The following is a 19657-nucleotide window of genomic DNA, read 5'->3' as shown; positions in this document are numbered from 1 at the left end:
CAAAACCCCCCGCTTCGGCGGGGATTTTTTTAACGTCCATGCAGGGATAAATCTCCCGGCAGCGATTTCTGCATCCGGTGCCAGATCTCGCCGCTTTCGTGCCCGTAGCGGCGCACCGTCTCATAGACCTTCTCGTACTCACCCTTCTCGCACAGCTCAATCAGCTTGTGATAGAAGCCCAAACCCAGCGCTCGCGCTTCCGGGCTGGAAAAATAGTGACGCCCCAGACGGGTGTAAAGACCTTTCATACCGTTGAGGATCAAGCCGTAGATAGGGTTGCCGGAGGCGAACGCCAGACCGCGGAACACGCTGTAGTCCAGCTCGGCAAAAGCGTCGGCATGGTCGGCAACTTCGCGCGTTATCGCCAGCACTTCCAGCGCTTTTTCCGGGTGCTGACGGAATGCGGTACGGATATAGATAGTGGCAATATTGGTACGCACGGACAGCAGATTATCAATCAGCTGCGGCACGCTGTCATGATCGAGACGTGCAAGCGTTTCCAGGATATTCAGCCCGGACGTCTCCCAGAAATTGTTAACCTTCGTCGGTTTTCCGTGCTGAATCGTCAACCAGCCGTCTCGCGCCAGGCGTTGCAACACTTCACGTAAGGTAGTACGGGTAACCCCAATTAATTCAGAGAGTTCGCGTTCAGCCGGAAGAATCGACCCAGGTGGAAAACGGTTATTCCAGATGCTTTCGACAATATACTCTTCCGCGAAACCCGCCGGGCTTTGCGCCTTAATGACCATAGTAAAAATTCCATTACACAGCGTTGCAATTGGACTCATCATACCAGAGCCAACATTGAGCAGATAGCAGGGCAACGGAATTAAAAAGGGATCGCCGTTTCATTTTTCATATTTCTTTCGCGGGTGGAAAAGGCACTTGTCGGGGGAATTCTGGCGGTATATCTGTTTTAATGGTAAAAAATGTCATCTTTTCAGGAGGAAGACGATTGTCATGGAAATCTCTTACGGCCGCGCTCTGTGGCGCAATTTTCTTGGTCAGTCGCCAGACTGGTACAAATTACTGCTAATTATTTTCTTAGTCATCAACCCGCTGGTCTTTCTGATCAATCCGTTTGTCGCCGGATGGCTGCTGGTGGTGGAGTTTATCTTCACGCTGGCTATGGCGTTGAAATGCTACCCGCTGATTCCCGGCGGGCTGCTGGCCATCGAGGCCGTATTTGTCGGCATGACCTCCGCCGAACACGTGCGCAACGAGGTCGCCGCCAATCTGGAAGTCCTGCTGCTGCTGATTTTTATGGTGGCTGGCATCTACTTTATGAAACAGCTGCTGCTGTTCATCTTTACCCGCCTGCTGCTGACCATTCGTAGCAAACGACTGCTGTCGCTGGCCTTCTGTCTCGCCGCTGCGTTCCTGTCGGCATTTCTCGATGCCTTGACGGTTGTCGCCGTAATCATCAGCGTCGCGGTAGGCTTCTACAGTATCTATCATCGGGTGGTTTCCGCGCGTCCGGACGATGATGACCTGCTGGACGACAGCCATATTGATAAACACTCGCGCGTGGTGCTGGAGCAGTTTCGCGCGTTCCTGCGCAGCCTGATGATGCACGCAGGCGTCGGGACGGCATTAGGCGGCGTCATGACGATGGTCGGCGAGCCGCAGAACCTGATTATCGCCAAGGTCGCGGGCTGGCACTTCGGTGAATTTTTCCTGCGCATGTCGCCGGTCACCGTCCCGGTCTTTCTCTGCGGCCTGGCGACCTGTCTGCTGCTGGAAAAGTTTAAAGCCTTCGGCTATGGCGCCGAGCTGCCCGAACCTGTTCGTCAAATTCTTCATGATTTTGACGAGCGTAGCCGCAAACAGCGCTCGCGCCAGGAGAGCATGCGCCTTATCGTTCAGGGGATTATCGGCGTATGGTTGGTGCTGGCGCTGGCGTTACATCTGGCGGAAGTGGGGCTGATTGGTCTGTCGGTGATTATCTTCGCCACCTCATTTACCGGCATTACCGACGAGCACGCGATCGGTAAAGCGTTTACCGAAGCGCTGCCCTTTACCGCGCTGCTGACGGTATTTTTCGCGGTCGTGGCGGTGATTATCGATCAACATCTGTTTGCGCCGATTATCGACTTCGTGCTGCAAGCGTCACCGCACGCCCAACGTTCGTTGTTTTATCTGTTCAACGGTCTGCTGTCGTCGATTTCCGATAACGTCTTCGTGGGTACCGTGTATATCAACGAAGCCAAAACGGCGCTCGATAACGGCGCCATCGACCTGCGCCAGTTTGAGCTACTGGCGGTGGCTATCAATACCGGTACTAACCTGCCCTCCGTCGCGACGCCAAACGGACAGGCGGCATTCCTGTTCCTGCTAACTTCCGCGCTTGCGCCGCTCATTCGTCTTTCCTACGGCCGTATGGTGTGGATGGCGTTGCCGTATACGGTTGTGTTAACGCTGGTCGGCCTGCTGTGCGTTGAGTTTACCCTGCAGCCGGTGATTGACTGGATGATGAGTAAGGGAGTATTAGGACTTCCGGTAATAACCCACTAATATAGCGGCGTTTATCAATGCCCGTCGGTTTTACCGCGGGCATTGCACCATCATTTACGAATTATTGCGTATAGCCAGATGGCAGGGCTATCGTTTTCGTTTACACTGCGTTTTCTAAGCACGTTCCAGGGAAATGATTATGTTGCGATATTTAAACCAGAGCTCACGTGGCCGCAGTGCCTGGTTATTACTGGCGTTAACCGCTTTTGCGCTTGAATTAGTGGCATTATGGTTCCAGCATGTAATGCTGTTAAAGCCGTGCGTCCTGTGTATTTACGAGCGCTGCGCGCTGTTTGGCGTGATGGGCGCCGGGATTGTCGGCGCTATCGCACCGAAAAGCCCGCTACGCTACGTGGCGCTGCTGATCTGGCTGTACAGCGCCTTCCGTGGGCTGCAGTTGGCCTGGGAGCACACGATGATTCAGTTGCACCCGTCGCCGTTTATGACCTGTGATTTCATGGCCCGTTTCCCGACCTGGCTGCCGCTCGATAAGTGGCTGCCGCAGGTGTTCGTTGCTTCCGGCGATTGCTCTGTGCGTCAGTGGGAGTTCTTGTCGCTGGAGATGCCGCAGTGGCTAGTGGGCATTTTCGCCGCCTACCTGATCGTCGCGGTTCTGGTGGTGATTGCTCAGCCGCTGAAACCAAAACGCCGCGACCTGTTTGGCCGTTAATCGTCTCTTGCGCCAGCTGCGATATTATCGCGGCTGGCGCCTCTCCTACCACATTCCCGCCAGCGCCCCAATGCCGTAACCGGCGACCAACACCAGCCCCCAGCCGCCCAGATTGATCATTACCGCAAGCACTAAGAGTTTTATTGAATTACGCATGTCTATCCCCACACCGATGCCGATAATATCTCTATCGGCAGAGTGCAGGAATTAAGCAGTGATTTTATTCAAGGACGCGTAAAAAGAGAGAATGAAATATTAATCGGACTTTAGTCAGCCCATTCTGGTTTATTTAAGATATGGTCTTGCCAGTCACGCACTTCTGACTCCTTCACCGCAATATGGCGCACGGAAATACGCTCTCCGTGCATTGCCGCTTTCGAGCCGGCGATAAGCGGATGCCACTGCGGCAGCGGTTGACCTTCCGCCAGCAGGCGATAGGCGCAGGTGTGCGGCAGCCACTCGAAGGTGGGCAGATTATCGCGGGTAAGCTTGATGCAGTCCGGCTCATAATCGAAACGACGTTCGTAGTTACGACACTGGCAGGTCTTGATATTCAGCTGTTTGCAGGCCACGTTGGTGAAGTAAATTTCGTCGGTGTCTTCATCCATCAGCTTGTGCAGGCAGCACTGACCGCAGCCGTCGCACAGCGACTCCCATTCGGCATCGGTCATGTCGTCAAGGGTTTTGCTCTGCCAGAAAGGTAATTCGCTCATCGGGATGTCCACATCAAAATTCAGGGTGCTTCTTATAACCAGTCTGGCACAGGGATGCAAGTTTTGCCGCCCAATTGGGGCGGCAAGCAGCGATTACAGCACGCGGGTCGTCAGAGAATAGCCGTTAAACAGCACTTCCAGTTCATCACCACCGTGGAGTGGGCCGACACCTTCCGGCGTACCGGTCAGCACCACGTCGCCCGGTTTGAGGGTGAAGAAGCGGCTCATGTAGGCAATCAGCGGCACGATTTTGTGGATCATATCCGCCGTCGTGCCCTGCTGACGCACTTCGCCGTTCACCTTCAGGCCAAGCGAGGTATTTTGCGGGTCGCCTTCGAAGGCTGCAGCCGGGATAAAACCGGAGATCGGGCAGGAATTATCAAAGCCTTTCGCTTTTTCCCAGGGTTGCCCGGCCTTTTTCATTTTACTCTGGACGTCACGCAGCGTGAGGTCCAGCGCGACACCATATCCCGCAATAGCCTGCAGGACGTGATCTTCCGTTGCCTGACGCAGCGTCGCGCCAATCAGCACCGCCAGCTCCACTTCATGGTGCACAGACCCCAGGCCCTGCGGCAGAATCAGCGGCTGGCGTAAGTCGCAGAGTGCGGTTTCTGGCTTAATAAACAGCACGGGCTCTTCCGGCGTCGCGCTGCCCATCTCCTGGATATGCTTTGCATAATTACTGCCAACACAGACAACTTTGCTTACCGGGTAATCCAGCAGCGCACCCTGCCAGTTATGATGTTGATACATACTTTTCCCTTATTTGTTGTGTAACCAGGAACAGACATTAGCCGCAAGCGAAAATTATTCGCCCTTATTTTTGGCGTCGGCCAGATGCTGCTTCAACAGATTTTCAGGCGGCGGTGGCATCTGTAAATAATAGCCCTGATCTTTTAACGCCTGTTTTACCTTTTCCAGATCGGCATTGATAAGCTTCTTGCGGCCGTCCAGCGGCAACAGCATCGCCAGCTGCGGCTGACCGAAGCCCTGCATCAGTTCTTCAGGGACGCGAGAGAAATCGTCTTTTTTTTCGACATACAAATAGGTTTGATCACGTTTAGAACTACGATAAATCACACAAAACATACTTTATACTCGGAATTAGGACTGTGGTTACTTGCTTGAATATATTAGTGACTATAACATGACTGATAGTCTTCGGAATATCGCCGCGCACGAAGCAGCGATAAATAGCAAATTGAGTAAGGCCAGGATGTCAAACACGCCAATCGAACTTAAAGGCAGTAGCTTCACCTTATCGGTGGTCCATTTGCATGATGCAAGACCCGAGGTTATTCGTCAGGCGTTAGAAGACAAGGTCGCCCAGGCTCCGGCTTTTTTCCGTCATGCCCCGGTTGTGGTCAACGTCAGCAACCTTGAAGAGTTTACCCAGTGGCGCGCGATTCAGCAGGCGATTATGGCTGCCGGTCTGCGTATCGTGGGCGTCAGCGGCTGCAAGAATCCGCAGTTCAAAGCGGCTATTGATCAATCGGGCCTTCCTTTACTGACTGAAGGTAAAGAAAAAGTTGTTCGTGCCGCCCCCGTTGAGCCGACCAAGCCCGCTGAACCCGAGCCAATTGTTAGTCCGATCACAAAAACGCGAATGATTGATACGCCAGTACGTTCCGGTCAGCGCATTTATGCACCAAACTGTGATCTGATTGTGACAAGCCACGTTAGTGCAGGCGCTGAGCTGATTGCCGATGGTAACATCCACGTTTACGGCATGATGCGTGGGCGCGTTCTGGCGGGCGCCGGCGGAGACCGGGAAGCACAAGTATTTTGTACCCACCTGGCTGCGGAGCTGGTCTCCATCGCCGGGGAATATTGGCTGAGCGACCAGATCCCAGCCGAATTTTATGGCAAAGCGGCGCGTCTGCGGTTAGACAACAGCGCTTTGACTATTCAACCGTTAAATTAATCCCTTTTTAACAAGGAATTTCTATGGCACGCATTATTGTTGTGACTTCAGGTAAAGGGGGCGTGGGTAAGACCACCTCCAGCGCGGCCATCGCGACTGGTTTGGCGCAGAAGGGAAAGAAAACGGTCGTTATCGATTTTGATATCGGTCTACGTAACCTTGACCTTATCATGGGCTGCGAACGTCGCGTAGTGTATGATTTTGTTAACGTTATTCAGGGCGATGCCACGCTGAACCAAGCATTAATCAAAGATAAACGGACCGAAAATCTCTATATTCTGCCGGCTTCGCAAACGCGTGATAAAGATGCGTTGACCCGCGAAGGCGTCGAGAAAGTCCTCGACGAGCTGAAAAAGATGGAATTCGACTTCGTGGTCTGCGACTCCCCTGCGGGTATCGAGACCGGCGCGCTGATGGCGCTGTACTTCGCTGACGAAGCTATTATCACCACCAACCCGGAAGTCTCCTCGGTACGCGACTCTGACCGTATCCTGGGCATTCTGGCGTCTAAATCTCGTCGCGCAGAAAATGGTGAAGAGCCGATTAAAGAACACCTGCTGCTGACGCGCTACAACCCAGGTCGCGTGAGCAAAGGCGACATGCTGAGCATGGAAGATGTGCTGGAAATCCTGCGCATTAAACTGGTTGGCGTTATCCCGGAAGATCAGTCCGTCCTGCGCGCCTCAAACCAGGGGGAACCGGTTATTCTGGATACCGTGTCCGACGCAGGCAAAGCCTACGCCGACACCGTAGATCGTCTGTTGGGAGAAGAACGTCCTTTCCGCTTCATTGAAGAAGAGAAGAAAGGTTTCCTCAAACGCCTGTTCGGAGGATAAATTATGGCATTACTCGACTTTTTTCTCTCACGGAAAAAGAATACCGCCAACATTGCTAAAGAACGCCTGCAGATCATTGTCGCGGAACGCCGCCGCAGTGATGCAGAACCGCACTATCTGCCGCAGTTAAGGAAGGATATTCTGGAAGTGATTTGCAAGTACGTGCAGATTGACCCAGAAATGGTCACGGTGCAGTTAGAGCAAAAAGACGGGGATATTTCGATTCTGGAACTCAACGTCACGCTACCGGAAGCGGAAGAGTCAAAATCCTGACTTTCGGTGGTGTAAAAAAGGCGCTAGTGATAGCGCTTTTTTTGTGTCCGGAAACCGCGTGTAGGTCTGATAAGCAAAGCGCCATCAGGCAGCGCTCGCACAATGATTGTATTGCCGGATGGCGACGTTGCCTTATCCGGCCTACAGGCAGGATTTAACGCGGATACTCTGCCAGCAACTTATCCAGCGCGCCGGACAGCAGCTCGCCGCGCCAGCCGGAAATCATTTCCGGTGCGGTGTGACGTGGCTTCAACTGCCAGTGCCAGTTCAACAGCTGGTTAATCTGGCGACGCGAGGCGAGCATCTCGGCGCTGACGTCGTTCGCCTGCCCCACTTCCTGCACCAGCGCCTTAATCTCTTTAAACGCTTTGCGATAGCCCGGCATATCCACCAGGTTCAGCAGCGGCTCCGGTAGCGCGTCATCAGGCAATGCCTGCGCTTTCTCGACCAGGCTAATCAACGTTTTGCCATGGAAACGAATTTCGCTGCCCGATAGCCCCAGGCTATCCAGCTCTCCCAGGCTGCCCGGCATATAGCGCGCTACGCTCCACAGGTGCTCTTCACGTACCACGAAATTCACCGCCAGGTCGCGCTCGCGTGCCTTGCGCAGACGCCAGTCGGCCAGCAGTTGCAGGCAGGCCAGCTGGCGGGTACGCAGCTGCCAGGCATTGGTAATATCACGCCACGCTTCGCGCGGGTCGGTCACTTCCTGACGACGCTGCTGCATCAGTTGACATTCATTCAGCGCCCAGGCCAGACGCCCCTTCTGCTCGGTTTCCGCCATCAGCTTGTGGGCGATAGGCAACAGATACCAGACGTCCGCCGCCGCGTAGTCGCACTGACGCGAAGTCAGCGGACGCGCCAGCCAGTCGGTACGCGACTCGCTCTTATCCAGCTCCACGCCCGAATATTCAGCGACCATCGCGGCAAAGCCCCATGACATCGGGCGACCGCAGAAAGCAGCCAACACCTGCGTGTCGATCAGCGGCTGCGGCATGGCGCCGAAAACGTTCATAAAGACTTCTAAATCTTCACTGCCCGCGTGCAGGAACTTGGTGATGTTGCGGTCCTGCAGAATCGCCTGTAGCGGTGACCAGTCGGTGATATCCAGAGGATCGATCAGCGCCGTACGCTCTCCATCGAAAAGCTGAATCAGGCCCAGCTGCGGATAGTAGGTGCGCGTGCGGACAAACTCGGTGTCCAGCGCGACGGCAGTTGTCTGACCAACGCTATCGCACAAGCTGCGAAGCGCGTCATTGGTAGCGATCATCTGATAGTTCAAATCATACTCTCTTATTTTGTGCCAAAAAAAACGCCAGCAGAGCTGGCGTTAGGCATCATGACTCGTGACTTATCCCTTATTGTCCACTTTGGCGCGGGCTTCGTCACGTAATTCTCGTCTTAAAATTTTCCCGACGTTGGACTTCGGTAATTCCTGACGGAATTCAACCAGTTTTGGCACTTTGTATCCGGTAAGCTGACGGCGGCAGAAGGTAATCAGCGCCTCTTCGGTCAGGCTTTCCTCTTTTTTGACGACGAAGATCTTCACGGCTTCACCGCTATTGCCGGACGGTACGCCGACGGCGGCCACTTCCAGTACGCCGGAGTGCTGCATCACCACGTCTTCAATTTCATTCGGGTAGACGTTAAAACCTGACACCAGAATCATATCTTTTTTGCGGTCAACGATGCGCAGGAAGCCTTCCTCATCCATTACCGCGATATCGCCGGTATGCAGCCAACCGTCTTTGATAATCTCCGCGGTGGCGTCCGGACGCTGCCAGTAGCCTTCCATCACCTGCGGCCCCTTCACGCACAGTTCGCCCGGCTGGCCAACGGCGACTTCGTTATCGTCATCGTCCACCAGCTTCACCTCAGTCGAGGGCACCGGCAGACCAATGCTGCCACTGTGGTAGTCGATATCATGCGGGTTGACGCTCACCAGCGGCGCACATTCGGTCAGGCCGTAGCCCTCCAGCAGATACTGCCCGGTCAGTTTCACCCAGCGATCGGCCACCGAATGGTTCACCGGCATTCCCCCACCCGCCGACAGATGCAGCGTGGAGAAATCGAGCTGCTGGAACTCTTTATTGTTCAGCAGCGCATTGAATAGCGTATTCACGCCGGTCATGGCGGTGAACGGGTATTTTGCCAGCTCCTTCACCAGACCCGGAATATCGCGCGGGTTAGTGATCAGAATATTCTGCCCACCCAGTTCGATAAACAGCAGGCAGTTCATAGTCAGCGCAAAGATGTGATACAGCGGTAGCGCGGTGATCACCATCTCTTTCCCTTCGTGCAGCAGAGGCCCGTAGGTCGCTTTCACCTGTTCGAGGTTGGCGAGCATATTGCGATGGGTCAGCATCGCGCCTTTCGCCACGCCGGTCGTACCGCCGGTATATTGCAGGAAGGCCACATCATCCGCCTTCACCACCGGTTTCACATACTGTAAGCGGTAGCCGCTATGCAGCGCGCGACGGAAGGAGATCGCATCCGGCAGATGGTATTTCGGCACCAGACGTTTGATGTATTTGACGACAAAGTTAACCAGCGTCCCTTTGGCGGTCGAAAGCTGATCGCCCATGCGGGTCAAAATCACGTGCTTAACCTGGGTTTTATCAACCACTTTTTCCAGCGTGTGGGCAAAGTTGGAGACGATCACGATCGCCTGCGCGCCGCTGTCGTTCAATTGATGTTCTAGTTCGCGTGGGGTGTACAGCGGGTTGACGTTGACCACGATCATCCCGGCACGCAGGATGCCGAACAGGGCAACCGGATATTGCAGCAGGTTAGGCATCATCAGCGCGACGCGATCGCCTGGCTGTAGCCCCAGCCCCTGCTGGAGGTAAGCGGCAAAGGCGCGGCTGCGCTCCTCGAGCTTACGGAAGGTCATCACTTCGCCCATATTGACGAAGCCGGGCTGATCGGCAAAGCGTGTTGCCGCGTGTTCAAACAGTTCCACCAGGGATTGATAACGGTCAGGATTGATCTCTGCCGGAACATCAGCAGGATAACGGTTGAGCCAAACCTTTTTCAAAGCATCACCTCTAAAATACGTATTCGTCGTCATCGCAACCCCAAATGATAAACTTTCATTAACATTATATTAACTCAGCGTACCAGTTTAAGAATTAATCAGAATTAAGGTTGCGAAGCGCGTCACTCTTTATTTTTTTTATATCCATTACAACGAAGAAACAGCGGACTAGCCGCTGTTCCTTTTTTGTCTGCTTTATCACAGTTCTTATTCAGTTACGACGTTCCGAACTTCCGCAGGGCCGGGGTTATACCATCCCCAACCGCCGTAACCGTAATTCCAGGGGTGCGGGCCAAAGACCCACGGATCGATAGGCTGCGGTGGCATCACCACCTGCTGGGTAACGCGCCAGCGTTTATAGCCGGTGGCCTGAACGTGCAGGAAATTGTACTTCGTGGTACCCACTTTCCCTTCCACGGTGCCGACAATCGGGCCGACCACCGTCACCAGTTGGCCACGGAAATCGACCGGGTCAAGGAAGCCGTTAACATCGGCATAGATACGCCCACGGGAGGCTTCGCCGAGGATCGGACGCGCGCCGCTGTCGAGCGGAACGGTAGCGATTTCCAGACGGGTGTGGCCCTGCTGGTTCTCAATACCTACAACCGTGCCGCCAAAGCGCGATTCCTGGCCGACATACAGCTGCGGTGCCGCCATAACCCGAACCAGATCCTGCTGCGGCGTTGGACTACTGCCCTGAATGGCATCCGGCACGCTGACGCAGCTGCTTAACGCGAATGCGATAAGCCCTGCAATGGCGCCACGAACGACGTATTTTTGACCTGCCATGATGCTGCTCCTGGACTCACTATTTATCTGCTTAGAGTCATTCGCGACCGGGAAGTTTCTTCCACGCCACTTCATTGCGCAAATAAACCGGCTTCGCTTTCTCAACGGCCACCGTTTTCCCCTGCGCGAGCAGTTGGCAGGCGATTGGCAGCATGTCTTCCGCCTCAGGCAGGCTCACGCCGCCGTCGTTCAGGGTCACGTTCGCGCCCTGCGCCATCTCCGGCCATGCCGCCCAGCCGGTGCCAACGGTCGCCCATTCGCCGCTCAATTCAGCTAAACGCTGCTGTACCGCTTCCGGCTTCAGCACCGCTTCGGTTTCTTCACCGCGCCATACACCTTGTTCGTCACGCTGGTACTCTGCCCAGTAGACCTCGCCCATGCGCGCGTCGATGGCGGCCAGCACGCGGGTTGCGCCCTGCTTACGCCAGGCGCCCTGCGCCATGGTTGCCAGCGTCGACACGCCAATCATCGGCAGCTCAGCGCCCAGCGCCAGCCCCTGCGCAATACCAATACCGATACGCACGCCGGTAAAGCTGCCCGGCCCACGGCCAAACGCCAGCGCGTCGAGATCGGTGAGGCTTACGCCGCTTTCAGTAAGAATATCCTGCACGATGGGCAGGATTCGTTGGGTGTGTTCCCGAGGACAAAGCTCGAAATGAGCACTGGTGCTACCTTCATTCCACAAGGCAGCCGAGCAGGCTTCCGTGGCGGTATCAATAGCCAGAATTCGCATGGTTAGTCGCGCTCTCGCAGTTACGGATCAACAAAATGGCGCGCATCTTACCACACTTTGCGGCGCATTACCGCGTCGATGACAGCGCCAGAAAACGTACGGCTCGTCGAATATCGCGGGTGCGCGGCGCGGGCGGCAGGCTGGCAAGGAAGGTCGCGCCATAGGGGCGCATCACCAGGCGATTATCGCAAATCACCAGCACGCCGCGATCGTCCACGTCGCGAATCAGACGCCCGACGCCCTGCTTGAGGGTAATCACCGCATCCGGAAGCTGGACCTCTTCAAACGGATCGCCGCCGCGCAGGCGGCAGTCTTCCATCCGCGCTTTGAGCAGCGGGTCGTCCGGCGAGGTAAACGGCAGTTTGTCGATGATCACCAGCGAGAGCGCATCACCGCGCACGTCTACCCCTTCCCAGAAGCTACTGGTCGCCACCAGCAGCGCGTTACCGGCGCTGACAAACTGTTGCAGAAGCTGGCCCTTGCTGGTTTCCCCCTGTAACAAGACCGGCAACGTCATCGTTGCGCGGAACTGTTCGGCGAGATCGCGCATCATGGCGTGCGAAGTACAGAGCATAAAGCAGCGGCCATCGTTGGCCTCAATCAGCGGTTTGAGCATCGCCGCCAGATGGCGCGCCGCACCCGGTTGATTTGGCAGCGGCAGATTGCGCGGCACGCATAGCAGCGCCTGGCTGGCATAGTCGAACGGGCTGGGTAACAGCAGCGAGCGCGCCGCTTCAATGCCCAGACGCTCGGTGAAATGGTGCAGGTCGTCATTGACCGACAGCGTCGCCGAGGTGAAAACCCAGCTGCCCGGTTTGGCCGCCATCACCTCTTTAAATTTATCGGCCACGGTCAGCGGCGTCAGCGCCAGCGTAAAGTGGCGCGAGTTGCATTCATACCAGTAGCTGTAGCCGGGCTTATTGATCTCTTTTAAGCGTTTCAGACGCGCACGGTACAGCGTGGCGCGCTCGAAGGCGGCGTCGAGCAGCGCAGAACGGCCCAGCGAGAGTTTCGCCACGTCGTAGCACAGTTCGAGCGCGTCATCGAGCAGCAGCAGCGCGCGCTGTACGGCGCTGTCGGCCAGCAGGTCGCGCAGGTTGCCGCGATAGCCAGGGTCGCCGACCTGCAGGCGAAAATCCTGTGTCGCCTGCGCCAGGCGATCGGCGCACTTTTGCAGCTGCTGGGTATCTTTCAGTTCGGTACGGTAGGCAATCACCACATCTTTCGCCAGGTCCAACAGCTGGCGGCTGGAGAGCGACTGACCAAAATATTGGCTGGCGATATCCGGTAGCTGATGGGCTTCATCGAAGATCATCACGTCGGCCTCGGGGATCAACTCGCCAAAACCGCTCTCTTTCACCACCATATCGGCAAGGAACAGATGATGGTTGACCACCACGACATCGGCGTCCATCGCCTTTTTACGCGCCTTCACCACGAAACATTCCTGATACTGCGGGCAGTCGCTGCCAAGGCAGTTATCGTTGGTGCTGGTGACCAGCGGCCAGGCCTGGGAATCCTCGGCAACGCTCACGCAGGTGCTGATGTCGCCATCAACAGTTTGGTTCGCCCAACTGCGCAACAGAATGACGTCGCTCAGGGTGTTCACCGGCAGATCGCCGCCCGCCAGCGCCTGCTGTTCCAGACGCTCCAGGCACAGGTAGTTTGAGCGCCCTTTCAGCAGCGCCAGCTTGCCGGTATAGTCCAGCGCTTTCGAAACGGTGGGTAAATCACGGCTGTAAAGCTGATCCTGTAGTGCCTTCGAACCGGTGGAGATAATCACCTTTTTGCCCGAACGTAGCGCGGGAGCCAGGTAGGCGTAGGTTTTACCGGTACCCGTACCGGCCTCAACCACCAGCGGCTGACCTTCGTCAATCGCCTGAGCGACGGCGTGCGCCATCTGACGCTGCGGTTCACGCGGTTTAAAGCCGGTTATCGCCTGCGCAAGCTGGCCGTCTGCTGCAAAATCGTCCGTCACGTTACCCCCTGGAAAAATTCCCAGTGATTATGTCAGGCCAGTCCAGGTTATGCCAGCCTAAGCCGTGACGTCGCGGCGACAATGTGGCAGTCTTAGCGCATCGACGTGATGTTAAAAAGGAAAGGAAAATGACGATTGTCCGTATTGACGCCGAAGCGCGCTGGTCTGATGTTGTGATTCATAACCAGACGCTGTACTACACCGGCGTGCCGGCAAACCTGGATGCCGACGCGTTTGAGCAGACGGCTAACACGCTGGCGCAGATTGACGCGGTGCTGGAAAAGCAAGGCAGCGACAAGTCACGCATCCTCGACGCCACTATTTTCCTCGCTGACGGGGATGATTTCGCGGCGATGAACAAAGCATGGGACGCCTGGGTCGTAGCAGGCCATGCGCCGGTGCGCTGCACGGTGCAGGCTAAGCTGATGAACCCGAAATATAAAGTTGAGATTAAAATTATCGCTGCAGTATAAGCTCCCGTAGGCCGGATAAGGCGGTACGCCGCCATCCGGCAACGTCCGCCAAGTGGCCTGATGGCGCGACGCTTATCAGGCCTACAGTCCCGGGCACCACATCAGCTGTTCTTTCAGCTGGAGCGTCTCCTGCGGCAGGCACTTCAGCGCTTCACGATAGCTTGCCGCCTGCTTCGGATAACCCCGTATCGATTGCAGCAATACCCGCAGCGCGCTATCCCAGACGATGCCCTGTAAGTCACTGTAGGGCCACAGTTCGGGTTCACGGATAAACGGCACCAGATAGTCAATCCCCTGCTTCACCCCGCGTCCGTCACGGATGGTATTCCAGCGATCGAACTCCACGTGTTCGGCGTAGCGGTTAAGCAACAGATGCGCCTCAAGATTAAACAGCGAATAGTGGAACGGAATGGTACGTTCCAGCTCCATCGTCTGCTTGCCGTCCTGGTCAATTTGCGCCGCCATGCGCTGGGTTATCCCCTGCTCAATAATGCGCGCCGCCAGCCCCTTATCGCCGTAGAACAGCGCATTCACCGTGCGCTGCGCGTCGTACCAGGTGCCGTGGTTGTTGTGCCAGACGTATTCAGAGTGACCAATTTCGCTGTAGTACATCCAGTGGTTAAAATCACGGAACCACTGGTGCAGGCCGATAATATCGTCAGTATCCAGCACGCTTGCGCCGTTAATCAGCCCGATCGTATCAACCACCATCCACAGCAGGCGGGTATCGATAAGCCCGGTGCCGCGCCCGGAGACAATTCCCGGAATCGCCTGGCCGTAGTTGAGGTGTGGGTTCATCCGCGTATCGCCATCGAGGAACCAACAGCGAATCTGTTGCGCGGCAGCCTGCGCATACTGGCGCTGGCCGGTGAAGTACCACGCCAGCCCCAGCGTCAGGCAGCGCTCGCACATACGGATAATGCGCGAAGTATCGGTGTCGTTGTTTTCGCACTGCGGGTTGATATGCCCGTCGCGACGAATATAGGGCAGCCCATTGGGCCGCCGTGGATTCGGCCACCAGTAGGTGCCGAGACTGTAGTAATCGTGGGCATCGCCGCTCGCCGGACGCAGCTTTTTATGCACCACGCTTTCTGGCGGCTCGCGCCGCAGCTGATCGGCCTCCGCCACCAGTTTGCTCAGCGCCAGTTGCAGCGGAGAGAACGGCTGCTTCAAACCCGCGCGCGCATTTTCCAGGCAACTTTCATCCAGGGTGTACAGCTTCATTGCCACCTTACTCGCCCTCCAGGCACGCTATGCGCTGGCCGCTTTGCGCATCGAACAGATGCACGCCGGAGAGCTTCGGCTGCAGCCAGATGTTGTCGCCCTCTTTCACCGCCAGGCGCTGCTTAAAGACCGACGTAAAGGCACCGCCGCCGGTATCGCAAAACAGCTGCATATCCGAGCCGGTATTCTCCACCGCCGTAACCTTCGCGGCCAGCGCGTCATCCCGCGCTTCATTCACCACGTTGACCTGTTCGGGGCGAATAGCGTACACCACCTGCTGACCATTTTTCACCTGTAACCCTGCGGGTAACGCCAGCAGCGAGCCATCCTTCAGGCGCAGGCTGGTGGTCGCGCCGTTGATCACGACTTCGCCCGGCAGCTGGTTAATTTCCGGCGAACCGATAAAGCCCGCCACGAACAGGTTCGCCGGCTGGTCATACAGCTCAAGCGGGGTACCTGCCTGCTCAATACGCCCATCGCGCAGCACGACGATCATCTGCCCCATGGTCATCGCCTCGATTTGATCGTGGGTGACGTATACCGAGGTCGTTTTCAGGCGACGATGCAGTTCGCGAATCTCGCCGCGCACCTGGGTACGCAGCTTGGCATCCAGGTTGGAAAGCGGTTCGTCAAACAGAAACACCTGCGGCTTACGCACAATCGCACGCCCCATCGCCACGCGCTGACGCTGGCCGCCGGAGAGATCCTTCGGCAGGCGCTCCAGCAGCGGTTCCAGCCCTAGCAGCGCCGCGGCGTCATCCACTTTTTGCTTAATTTCGGCTTTCGGCAGACGCGCCATTTTTAGCGCAAAGCCCATGTTTTCGCGTACCGTCATCTGCGGATAGAGCGCATAGCTCTGGAAGACCATCGCGATATCACGCAGCTTCGGCTCCACTTCGGTAACGTTGCGCTCATTAATATGCACTTCGCCGCCCGAAATCTCCTCCAGCCCGGCAATCATGCGCAGCAGCGTGGATTTACCGCAGCCGCTCGGCCCCACCAACACGCAGAACTCACCGTCAGGGATAGTCAGCGACACATCTTTAATCACGTGCGCATCGCCATAAGATTTACGCACGCTGTTCAGTACAACGGATCCCATTGGTAGCTCCTTATCCTTTGACCGCGCCGGACATGATCCCGCGGTTGAAATGTTTTTGCAGACCCAGATAAACGATGATGCTTGGCAGCATCGCCAGTAGCGTAATCGCGATGAAAATGTTCGGCGTGATGCTCTCGTCGGTACGCAGCGTGCCGAGGATCACCGGAATCGTGTTCAGGCTGTCCTGGTTGACCACAATCAGCGGCAGCAGGTACTGGTCCCAAATCATAATGAAGCCGAACGTCACCACCGTCCCCAGCGCCGGTTTCACCAGCGGCAGAATCACGTGGAAGAAAATCTGCCATTCGTTAGCGCCGTCAATGCGCGCCGCTTCCTCCAGCTCTTTCGGGATAGCCGACATAAATTCGGTCAGTACGAAGATGGAGAAGGCCCAGCCCACCACCGGCAGAATCATCCCGAGATAGCTGTTGTAGAGCGAGGCATCGATGAACGGCAGCCGCCAGTTGATAATCATGTACAGCGGAATGGCGATCACCTCTTCCGGCAGCATCATGGTTGAGAGGATCACCAGACTGACCAGCGCCACGCCGCGAAACTTCTTGCGAGCCAGCGCGTAGGCCGCCAGTGCGCTCACCGACACCTGCAAAATGGTGCCGAAGAACACCACCAGGATAGAGTTCAACAGATACTGCCAGACGCCAATGTCCTGCCAGGCAAAGATAAAGTTCTCCAGCGAGAACTGGTTCGGCCACGCCAGCAGTTCGCCCGGTTTAACCGGCGCACCGCTGAACGCGGTGGCCACGATCCCCCAGAACGGCCCGACGAAGACAATCAGCAGCAGCGCGTAGATGCACCAGCGTCCTGCGGTATCCCAACGTTTACTTAACATCACGGCTCCTTAGTAACGTGCGATACGTTTTTTCAGCGTCAGATGGCAGATGGTTAACACCACCGTGAAGGCGAACAGCAGGAACGACACCGCCGAAGCGTAGCCGTAGTCAAACTGTTCGAAGCCCAGCTTATAGATGTGGGTCATGATCATCTCCGTGGCGTTAGACGGCCCGCCGCCAGTCGTGGCATACACTTCGGCAAACACGCGGAAACCACGAATAAAGGAGAGCATCAGCACCACCGATAGCGCCGGAATCATCCCCGGTAGCGTGACGTAGCGCAGTCGGTTCCACCAGTTAGCGCCATCCACGTTTGCGGCGTCATACAGGTCACGGCTGATACCGGCCAGGCCGGCGATGAAAATGACCATGTTGTACGGCACCGCTTTCCAGATATGCAGCAGCATGATGACGCCCAGCGCCTGCTCGGAGCTGGCGAGGAAACCCTGATCGGCAACGCCGAACCAGCTGAGAATATGGTTCACCACCCCGTTCGGCGTTGGGTTGAACAGAATGCGCCACATTTCGGCGACGATTGCCGCACTGGTGACCGCCGGCAGGAAAATGGCGGTACGAATAAAGCGCAGGTGGCGCGCCGGACCTTCCAGCAGCATGGCCAGGAAAAAGGCCAGTATCGCCGCGGCAAACATCGTCACCAGCACATACAGCAGCGTGTTAACCACCGCCGCGTGCAGCTCAACGTCGGCAAACGCGCGGGTAAAGTTGGCGAAGCCCACCCACTCGTCCGGCTGATTAAAGTTGACCTTGTAAAAGCTCATCACCAACCCCTGAATCATCGGGATGAACTTAAACCAGCTGAAGATCACCAGCGCCGGGGCGAGAAATAGCCACGGAATCAGCGCTCGCTTACGTTTTGCCGTCAGCCAGCCGGCGGCGTCAGGCGAAGCGGATTGCTTTAGCGGCGCGGACTTCGTCTCATGCAGCGTCATCACATACTCCTTTACTTAGCCAGCACGTTTTGTTTTGCCAGCTCGGCGTTCACCTTGCCGTCAATCGCCTTCAGCTCGGCGCTGATATCGCTATTGCAGTCGGCAAAGATACGGTTGAAGCCGTCAGCGGCCACCTGACGCACCGGCGTCCAGTTCGGAATTTGTGGCACGTAGCGACCCTGTTCGTTGTATAGTCTGGCAAAGGTTTCCCAGCGGTCGTCCTGGTAAACGGCCTTCACATCCACGTTTTTGTTCACCGGCAGACGCACGACTGGAATATGCTGGCTGCCTTTCCCCATGCCGATCTCCTGGCCTTCCGGCGAGATCATGAATTCGATAAATTTGCGCGCGGCCTCTTTCTGCTGGCTGCTCTTCATCATAAAGACGGTGGTCCCTTCAGCGAGGGTTGCTTCGCCTTTCGGGCCGACAACCGGCACGACTTCAAATTTGTCTTTGCCCGGATCTTTATCAAACAGCGCAATATGGTACGGGCCGCTGAAGAACATGCCGCTCTGACCGGAACGGAAGGAAGGAATCACGTCGGCAGTGGTGGCGTTGATCGCCCCCGGCTGCGTGACTTTTTCGCACATCATGGTGCGCATGAAGGTCATAGCCTGCGCCACTTCCGGGGTATTCAGCGAGGCGCTGAAGGTGCCGTTGTGCTCCTTGACGAAATCGCCGCCCGCCTGCCAGATAAAGCTGCTCATAAACCAGCTGGCGTAGCCACGGGTCGTGGAGGCCGGAACGATAAAGCCGTAGGTATCGTTTTTACCGTTGCCGTCAGGGTCCTGCGTGGTAAAGGCTTTGGCCAGCGTTTGAATGTCATCCCAGCTTTTTGGCAGCGGCAGGCCCAGCTTTTCGCGCCAGTCCTTACGGACAAACAGGGCAAAAGTTTGCGCCGAGGTTGGTACGCCGTAGTATTTACCATCGATATAGCGGGTACTGTTCCACGCGGTGGGATACAGCTGGTCGCCGCCGTTGATGGTTTTCGGGTCAATCTCATCAGCGATACCCAACTGGATAAACTGCCCCAACGACGCGGCGTCGTTGAAGATCAGGTCAGGCAAGGCGTTACCCGCAGCGGCACGTGCCAGGCGCTGTTCGAAGTCGGTCGTCGCGTTGAAATACTCAATTTTAATGCCCGTTTTTTGCTCGAACGTCTCGGCCTCCTGTTTGTAGATATTCTTCGAGTCGTTACTTGCGCGGATCCAGACGTTAAGCGTGGTGGCGGCATAGCTCTGACCTATGCCAAGCCCCAAAGCGGAGAGAAGTAATAATGAACGTAATTTATTCGCAGACATGATGGCATATCCTTTTATTGTAGGGCACAACGGTAAATAAATTCGCACCGACCGTTTTGAGAGCCAGCCGGCATTAATACAACATAGGTAAAAATTTATTTTCGAATATTAAATAGAAAGATATTTTCTAATACAACGGGGCAAAAAAGAAATCCTATTTCAAAAACGTAAAAAGTGAATCAGATCACACACAGAAGTGACAGAATAAGTGACAAAAATAATTTATCATTTAATATCATCAAGATATGATTTTACAAACATTGTTTAGAAAATCAAAAAAAGTAGAAAA

20 protein-coding genes are annotated in these 19657 nt (G+C 55.9%); 6 read left to right on the top strand and 14 right to left on the bottom strand.

Annotation, left to right across the window (positions count from 1 at the left end; translation table 11 throughout):
- Positions 1–29 precede the first annotated feature (29 nt).
- The gene (fadR, locus tag M989_RS09960) at positions 30–749 is read right to left on the bottom strand and encodes a fatty acid metabolism transcriptional regulator FadR (RefSeq protein ID WP_064544841.1); all 720 of its coding nucleotides are present in this window, start codon (positions 747–749) and stop codon (positions 30–32) included.
- A 211-nt stretch (positions 750–960) separates the two neighbouring features.
- Here fadR and nhaB point away from each other — a divergent pair, with 211 nt between their 5' ends.
- The gene (nhaB, locus tag M989_RS09955; RefSeq protein WP_064544839.1) at positions 961–2514 is read left to right on the top strand and encodes a Na(+)/H(+) antiporter NhaB; all 1554 of its coding nucleotides are present in this window, start codon (positions 961–963) and stop codon (positions 2512–2514) included.
- A gap of 139 nt (positions 2515–2653) precedes the next feature.
- Positions 2654–3184: a disulfide bond formation protein DsbB gene (gene dsbB, locus M989_RS09950; protein ID WP_064544837.1), complete on the top strand. Its 531-nt coding sequence runs from the start codon at positions 2654–2656 to the stop codon at positions 3182–3184.
- 266 nt (positions 3185–3450) lie between these two features.
- On the opposite strand, the gene M989_RS09945 is transcribed toward dsbB, so the two are convergent.
- The 3 genes from M989_RS09945 to M989_RS09935 all read right to left on the bottom strand — a co-directional run bounded on the left by M989_RS09945 (position 3451) and on the right by M989_RS09935 (position 4986).
- The gene (locus tag M989_RS09945; RefSeq protein WP_064544835.1) at positions 3451–3897 is read right to left on the bottom strand and encodes a YcgN family cysteine cluster protein; all 447 of its coding nucleotides are present in this window, start codon (positions 3895–3897) and stop codon (positions 3451–3453) included.
- A gap of 93 nt (positions 3898–3990) precedes the next feature.
- On the bottom strand, positions 3991–4650 hold the full coding sequence (locus M989_RS09940) for a fumarylacetoacetate hydrolase family protein (RefSeq protein ID WP_064544833.1): 660 nt from the start codon (positions 4648–4650) through the stop codon (positions 3991–3993).
- Positions 4651–4704: 54 nt separating this feature from the next.
- Positions 4705–4986 (bottom strand): YcgL domain-containing protein, encoded by a 282-nt coding sequence (locus tag M989_RS09935; RefSeq protein WP_064544831.1) that lies wholly within the window; start codon positions 4984–4986, stop codon positions 4705–4707.
- Positions 4987–5113: 127 nt separating this feature from the next.
- Between M989_RS09935 and minC the strand changes: the two genes are divergently transcribed.
- From minC to minE, 3 genes are read left to right on the top strand one after another with little or no spacing between them, the layout of a single operon-like run.
- Positions 5114–5821, top strand: coding sequence for a septum site-determining protein MinC (gene minC / locus M989_RS09930; RefSeq protein ID WP_064544829.1), 708 nt, complete (start codon positions 5114–5116; stop codon positions 5819–5821).
- A 23-nt stretch (positions 5822–5844) separates the two neighbouring features.
- Positions 5845–6657 (top strand): septum site-determining protein MinD, encoded by an 813-nt coding sequence (gene minD, locus M989_RS09925; RefSeq protein ID WP_064544826.1) that lies wholly within the window; start codon positions 5845–5847, stop codon positions 6655–6657.
- 3 nt (positions 6658–6660) lie between these two features.
- Positions 6661–6930, top strand: a complete 270-nt coding sequence (minE, locus tag M989_RS09920; RefSeq protein WP_064544824.1) for a cell division topological specificity factor MinE — start codon at positions 6661–6663, stop codon at positions 6928–6930.
- 154 nt (positions 6931–7084) lie between these two features.
- Here minE and rnd read toward each other — a convergent pair whose 3' ends face one another.
- The 5 genes from rnd to yoaA form a co-directional block, all read right to left on the bottom strand.
- Positions 7085–8200 (bottom strand): ribonuclease D, encoded by a 1116-nt coding sequence (gene rnd / locus M989_RS09915; protein WP_064544860.1) that lies wholly within the window; start codon positions 8198–8200, stop codon positions 7085–7087.
- Between the two features lie 81 nt (positions 8201–8281).
- Positions 8282–9967, bottom strand: coding sequence for a long-chain-fatty-acid--CoA ligase FadD (gene fadD, locus M989_RS09910; protein WP_064544822.1), 1686 nt, complete (start codon positions 9965–9967; stop codon positions 8282–8284).
- 207 nt (positions 9968–10174) lie between these two features.
- Complete coding sequence (locus M989_RS09905; RefSeq protein WP_064544820.1) at positions 10175–10756, bottom strand: Slp/YeaY family lipoprotein; 582 nt, start codon at positions 10754–10756, stop codon at positions 10175–10177.
- A 37-nt stretch (positions 10757–10793) separates the two neighbouring features.
- On the bottom strand, positions 10794–11489 hold the full coding sequence (gene tsaB, locus M989_RS09900; RefSeq protein ID WP_064544818.1) for a tRNA (adenosine(37)-N6)-threonylcarbamoyltransferase complex dimerization subunit type 1 TsaB: 696 nt from the start codon (positions 11487–11489) through the stop codon (positions 10794–10796).
- A gap of 67 nt (positions 11490–11556) precedes the next feature.
- The gene (gene yoaA, locus M989_RS09895; RefSeq protein ID WP_064544816.1) at positions 11557–13467 is read right to left on the bottom strand and encodes a DNA repair helicase YoaA; all 1911 of its coding nucleotides are present in this window, start codon (positions 13465–13467) and stop codon (positions 11557–11559) included.
- A gap of 128 nt (positions 13468–13595) precedes the next feature.
- Between yoaA and M989_RS09890 the strand changes: the two genes are divergently transcribed.
- The gene (locus tag M989_RS09890) at positions 13596–13940 is read left to right on the top strand and encodes a RidA family protein (protein ID WP_064544814.1); all 345 of its coding nucleotides are present in this window, start codon (positions 13596–13598) and stop codon (positions 13938–13940) included.
- Between the two features lie 81 nt (positions 13941–14021).
- Here M989_RS09890 and M989_RS09885 read toward each other — a convergent pair whose 3' ends face one another.
- Genes M989_RS09885 through M989_RS09865 form a run of 5 tightly spaced genes read right to left on the bottom strand, consistent with a single transcriptional unit; the run spans position 14022 to position 19368 of the window.
- A complete protein-coding gene (locus M989_RS09885) occupies positions 14022–15164 on the bottom strand; it encodes an alginate lyase family protein (RefSeq protein WP_064544812.1) in 1143 nt (380 codons plus the stop codon).
- A gap of 7 nt (positions 15165–15171) precedes the next feature.
- Complete coding sequence (locus tag M989_RS09880) at positions 15172–16266, bottom strand: ABC transporter ATP-binding protein (protein ID WP_064544810.1); 1095 nt, start codon at positions 16264–16266, stop codon at positions 15172–15174.
- A 10-nt stretch (positions 16267–16276) separates the two neighbouring features.
- Positions 16277–17116 (bottom strand): carbohydrate ABC transporter permease, encoded by an 840-nt coding sequence (locus tag M989_RS09875; RefSeq protein ID WP_064544808.1) that lies wholly within the window; start codon positions 17114–17116, stop codon positions 16277–16279.
- A gap of 9 nt (positions 17117–17125) precedes the next feature.
- Positions 17126–18067 (bottom strand): carbohydrate ABC transporter permease, encoded by a 942-nt coding sequence (locus M989_RS09870; protein ID WP_245191246.1) that lies wholly within the window; start codon positions 18065–18067, stop codon positions 17126–17128.
- Positions 18068–18078: 11 nt separating this feature from the next.
- The gene (locus M989_RS09865) at positions 18079–19368 is read right to left on the bottom strand and encodes an ABC transporter substrate-binding protein (RefSeq protein ID WP_064544806.1); all 1290 of its coding nucleotides are present in this window, start codon (positions 19366–19368) and stop codon (positions 18079–18081) included.
- Between the last annotated feature and the right edge of the window lie 289 nt (positions 19369–19657).

Origin of the sequence: Kluyvera georgiana ATCC 51603 (genome assembly GCF_001654985.1) — a bacterium.
Taxonomy (GTDB): Bacteria; Pseudomonadota; Gammaproteobacteria; order Enterobacterales; family Enterobacteriaceae; genus Kluyvera; species Kluyvera georgiana.
This window is presented reverse-complemented; position numbering and strand designations above follow the sequence as displayed.

What these genes read in the sequence shown, in the direction of transcription:
- fadR (WP_064544841.1), bottom strand. Translation starts at nt 749, where the DNA reads ATGGTCATTAAGGCGCAAAGCCCGGCGGGTTTCGCGGAAGAGTATATT.
- nhaB (WP_064544839.1), top strand. Translation starts at nt 961, where the DNA reads ATGGAAATCTCTTACGGCCGCGCTCTGTGGCGCAATTTTCTTGGTCAG.
- dsbB (WP_064544837.1), top strand. Translation starts at nt 2,654, where the DNA reads ATGTTGCGATATTTAAACCAGAGCTCACGTGGCCGCAGTGCCTGGTTA.
- M989_RS09945 (WP_064544835.1), bottom strand. Translation starts at nt 3,897, where the DNA reads ATGAGCGAATTACCTTTCTGGCAGAGCAAAACCCTTGACGACATGACC.
- M989_RS09940 (WP_064544833.1), bottom strand. Translation starts at nt 4,650, where the DNA reads ATGTATCAACATCATAACTGGCAGGGTGCGCTGCTGGATTACCCGGTA.
- M989_RS09935 (WP_064544831.1), bottom strand. Translation starts at nt 4,986, where the DNA reads ATGTTTTGTGTGATTTATCGTAGTTCTAAACGTGATCAAACCTATTTG.
- minC (WP_064544829.1), top strand. Translation starts at nt 5,114, where the DNA reads ATGTCAAACACGCCAATCGAACTTAAAGGCAGTAGCTTCACCTTATCG.
- minD (WP_064544826.1), top strand. Translation starts at nt 5,845, where the DNA reads ATGGCACGCATTATTGTTGTGACTTCAGGTAAAGGGGGCGTGGGTAAG.
- minE (WP_064544824.1), top strand. Translation starts at nt 6,661, where the DNA reads ATGGCATTACTCGACTTTTTTCTCTCACGGAAAAAGAATACCGCCAAC.
- rnd (WP_064544860.1), bottom strand. Translation starts at nt 8,200, where the DNA reads ATGATCGCTACCAATGACGCGCTTCGCAGCTTGTGCGATAGCGTTGGT.
- M989_RS09905 (WP_064544820.1), bottom strand. Translation starts at nt 10,756, where the DNA reads ATGGCAGGTCAAAAATACGTCGTTCGTGGCGCCATTGCAGGGCTTATC.
- tsaB (WP_064544818.1), bottom strand. Translation starts at nt 11,489, where the DNA reads ATGCGAATTCTGGCTATTGATACCGCCACGGAAGCCTGCTCGGCTGCC.
- M989_RS09890 (WP_064544814.1), top strand. Translation starts at nt 13,596, where the DNA reads ATGACGATTGTCCGTATTGACGCCGAAGCGCGCTGGTCTGATGTTGTG.
- M989_RS09885 (WP_064544812.1), bottom strand. Translation starts at nt 15,164, where the DNA reads ATGAAGCTGTACACCCTGGATGAAAGTTGCCTGGAAAATGCGCGCGCG.
- M989_RS09880 (WP_064544810.1), bottom strand. Translation starts at nt 16,266, where the DNA reads ATGGGATCCGTTGTACTGAACAGCGTGCGTAAATCTTATGGCGATGCG.
- M989_RS09875 (WP_064544808.1), bottom strand. Translation starts at nt 17,116, where the DNA reads ATGTTAAGTAAACGTTGGGATACCGCAGGACGCTGGTGCATCTACGCG.
- M989_RS09870 (WP_245191246.1), bottom strand. Translation starts at nt 18,067, where the DNA reads ATGACGCTGCATGAGACGAAGTCCGCGCCGCTAAAGCAATCCGCTTCG.
- M989_RS09865 (WP_064544806.1), bottom strand. Translation starts at nt 19,368, where the DNA reads ATGTCTGCGAATAAATTACGTTCATTATTACTTCTCTCCGCTTTGGGG.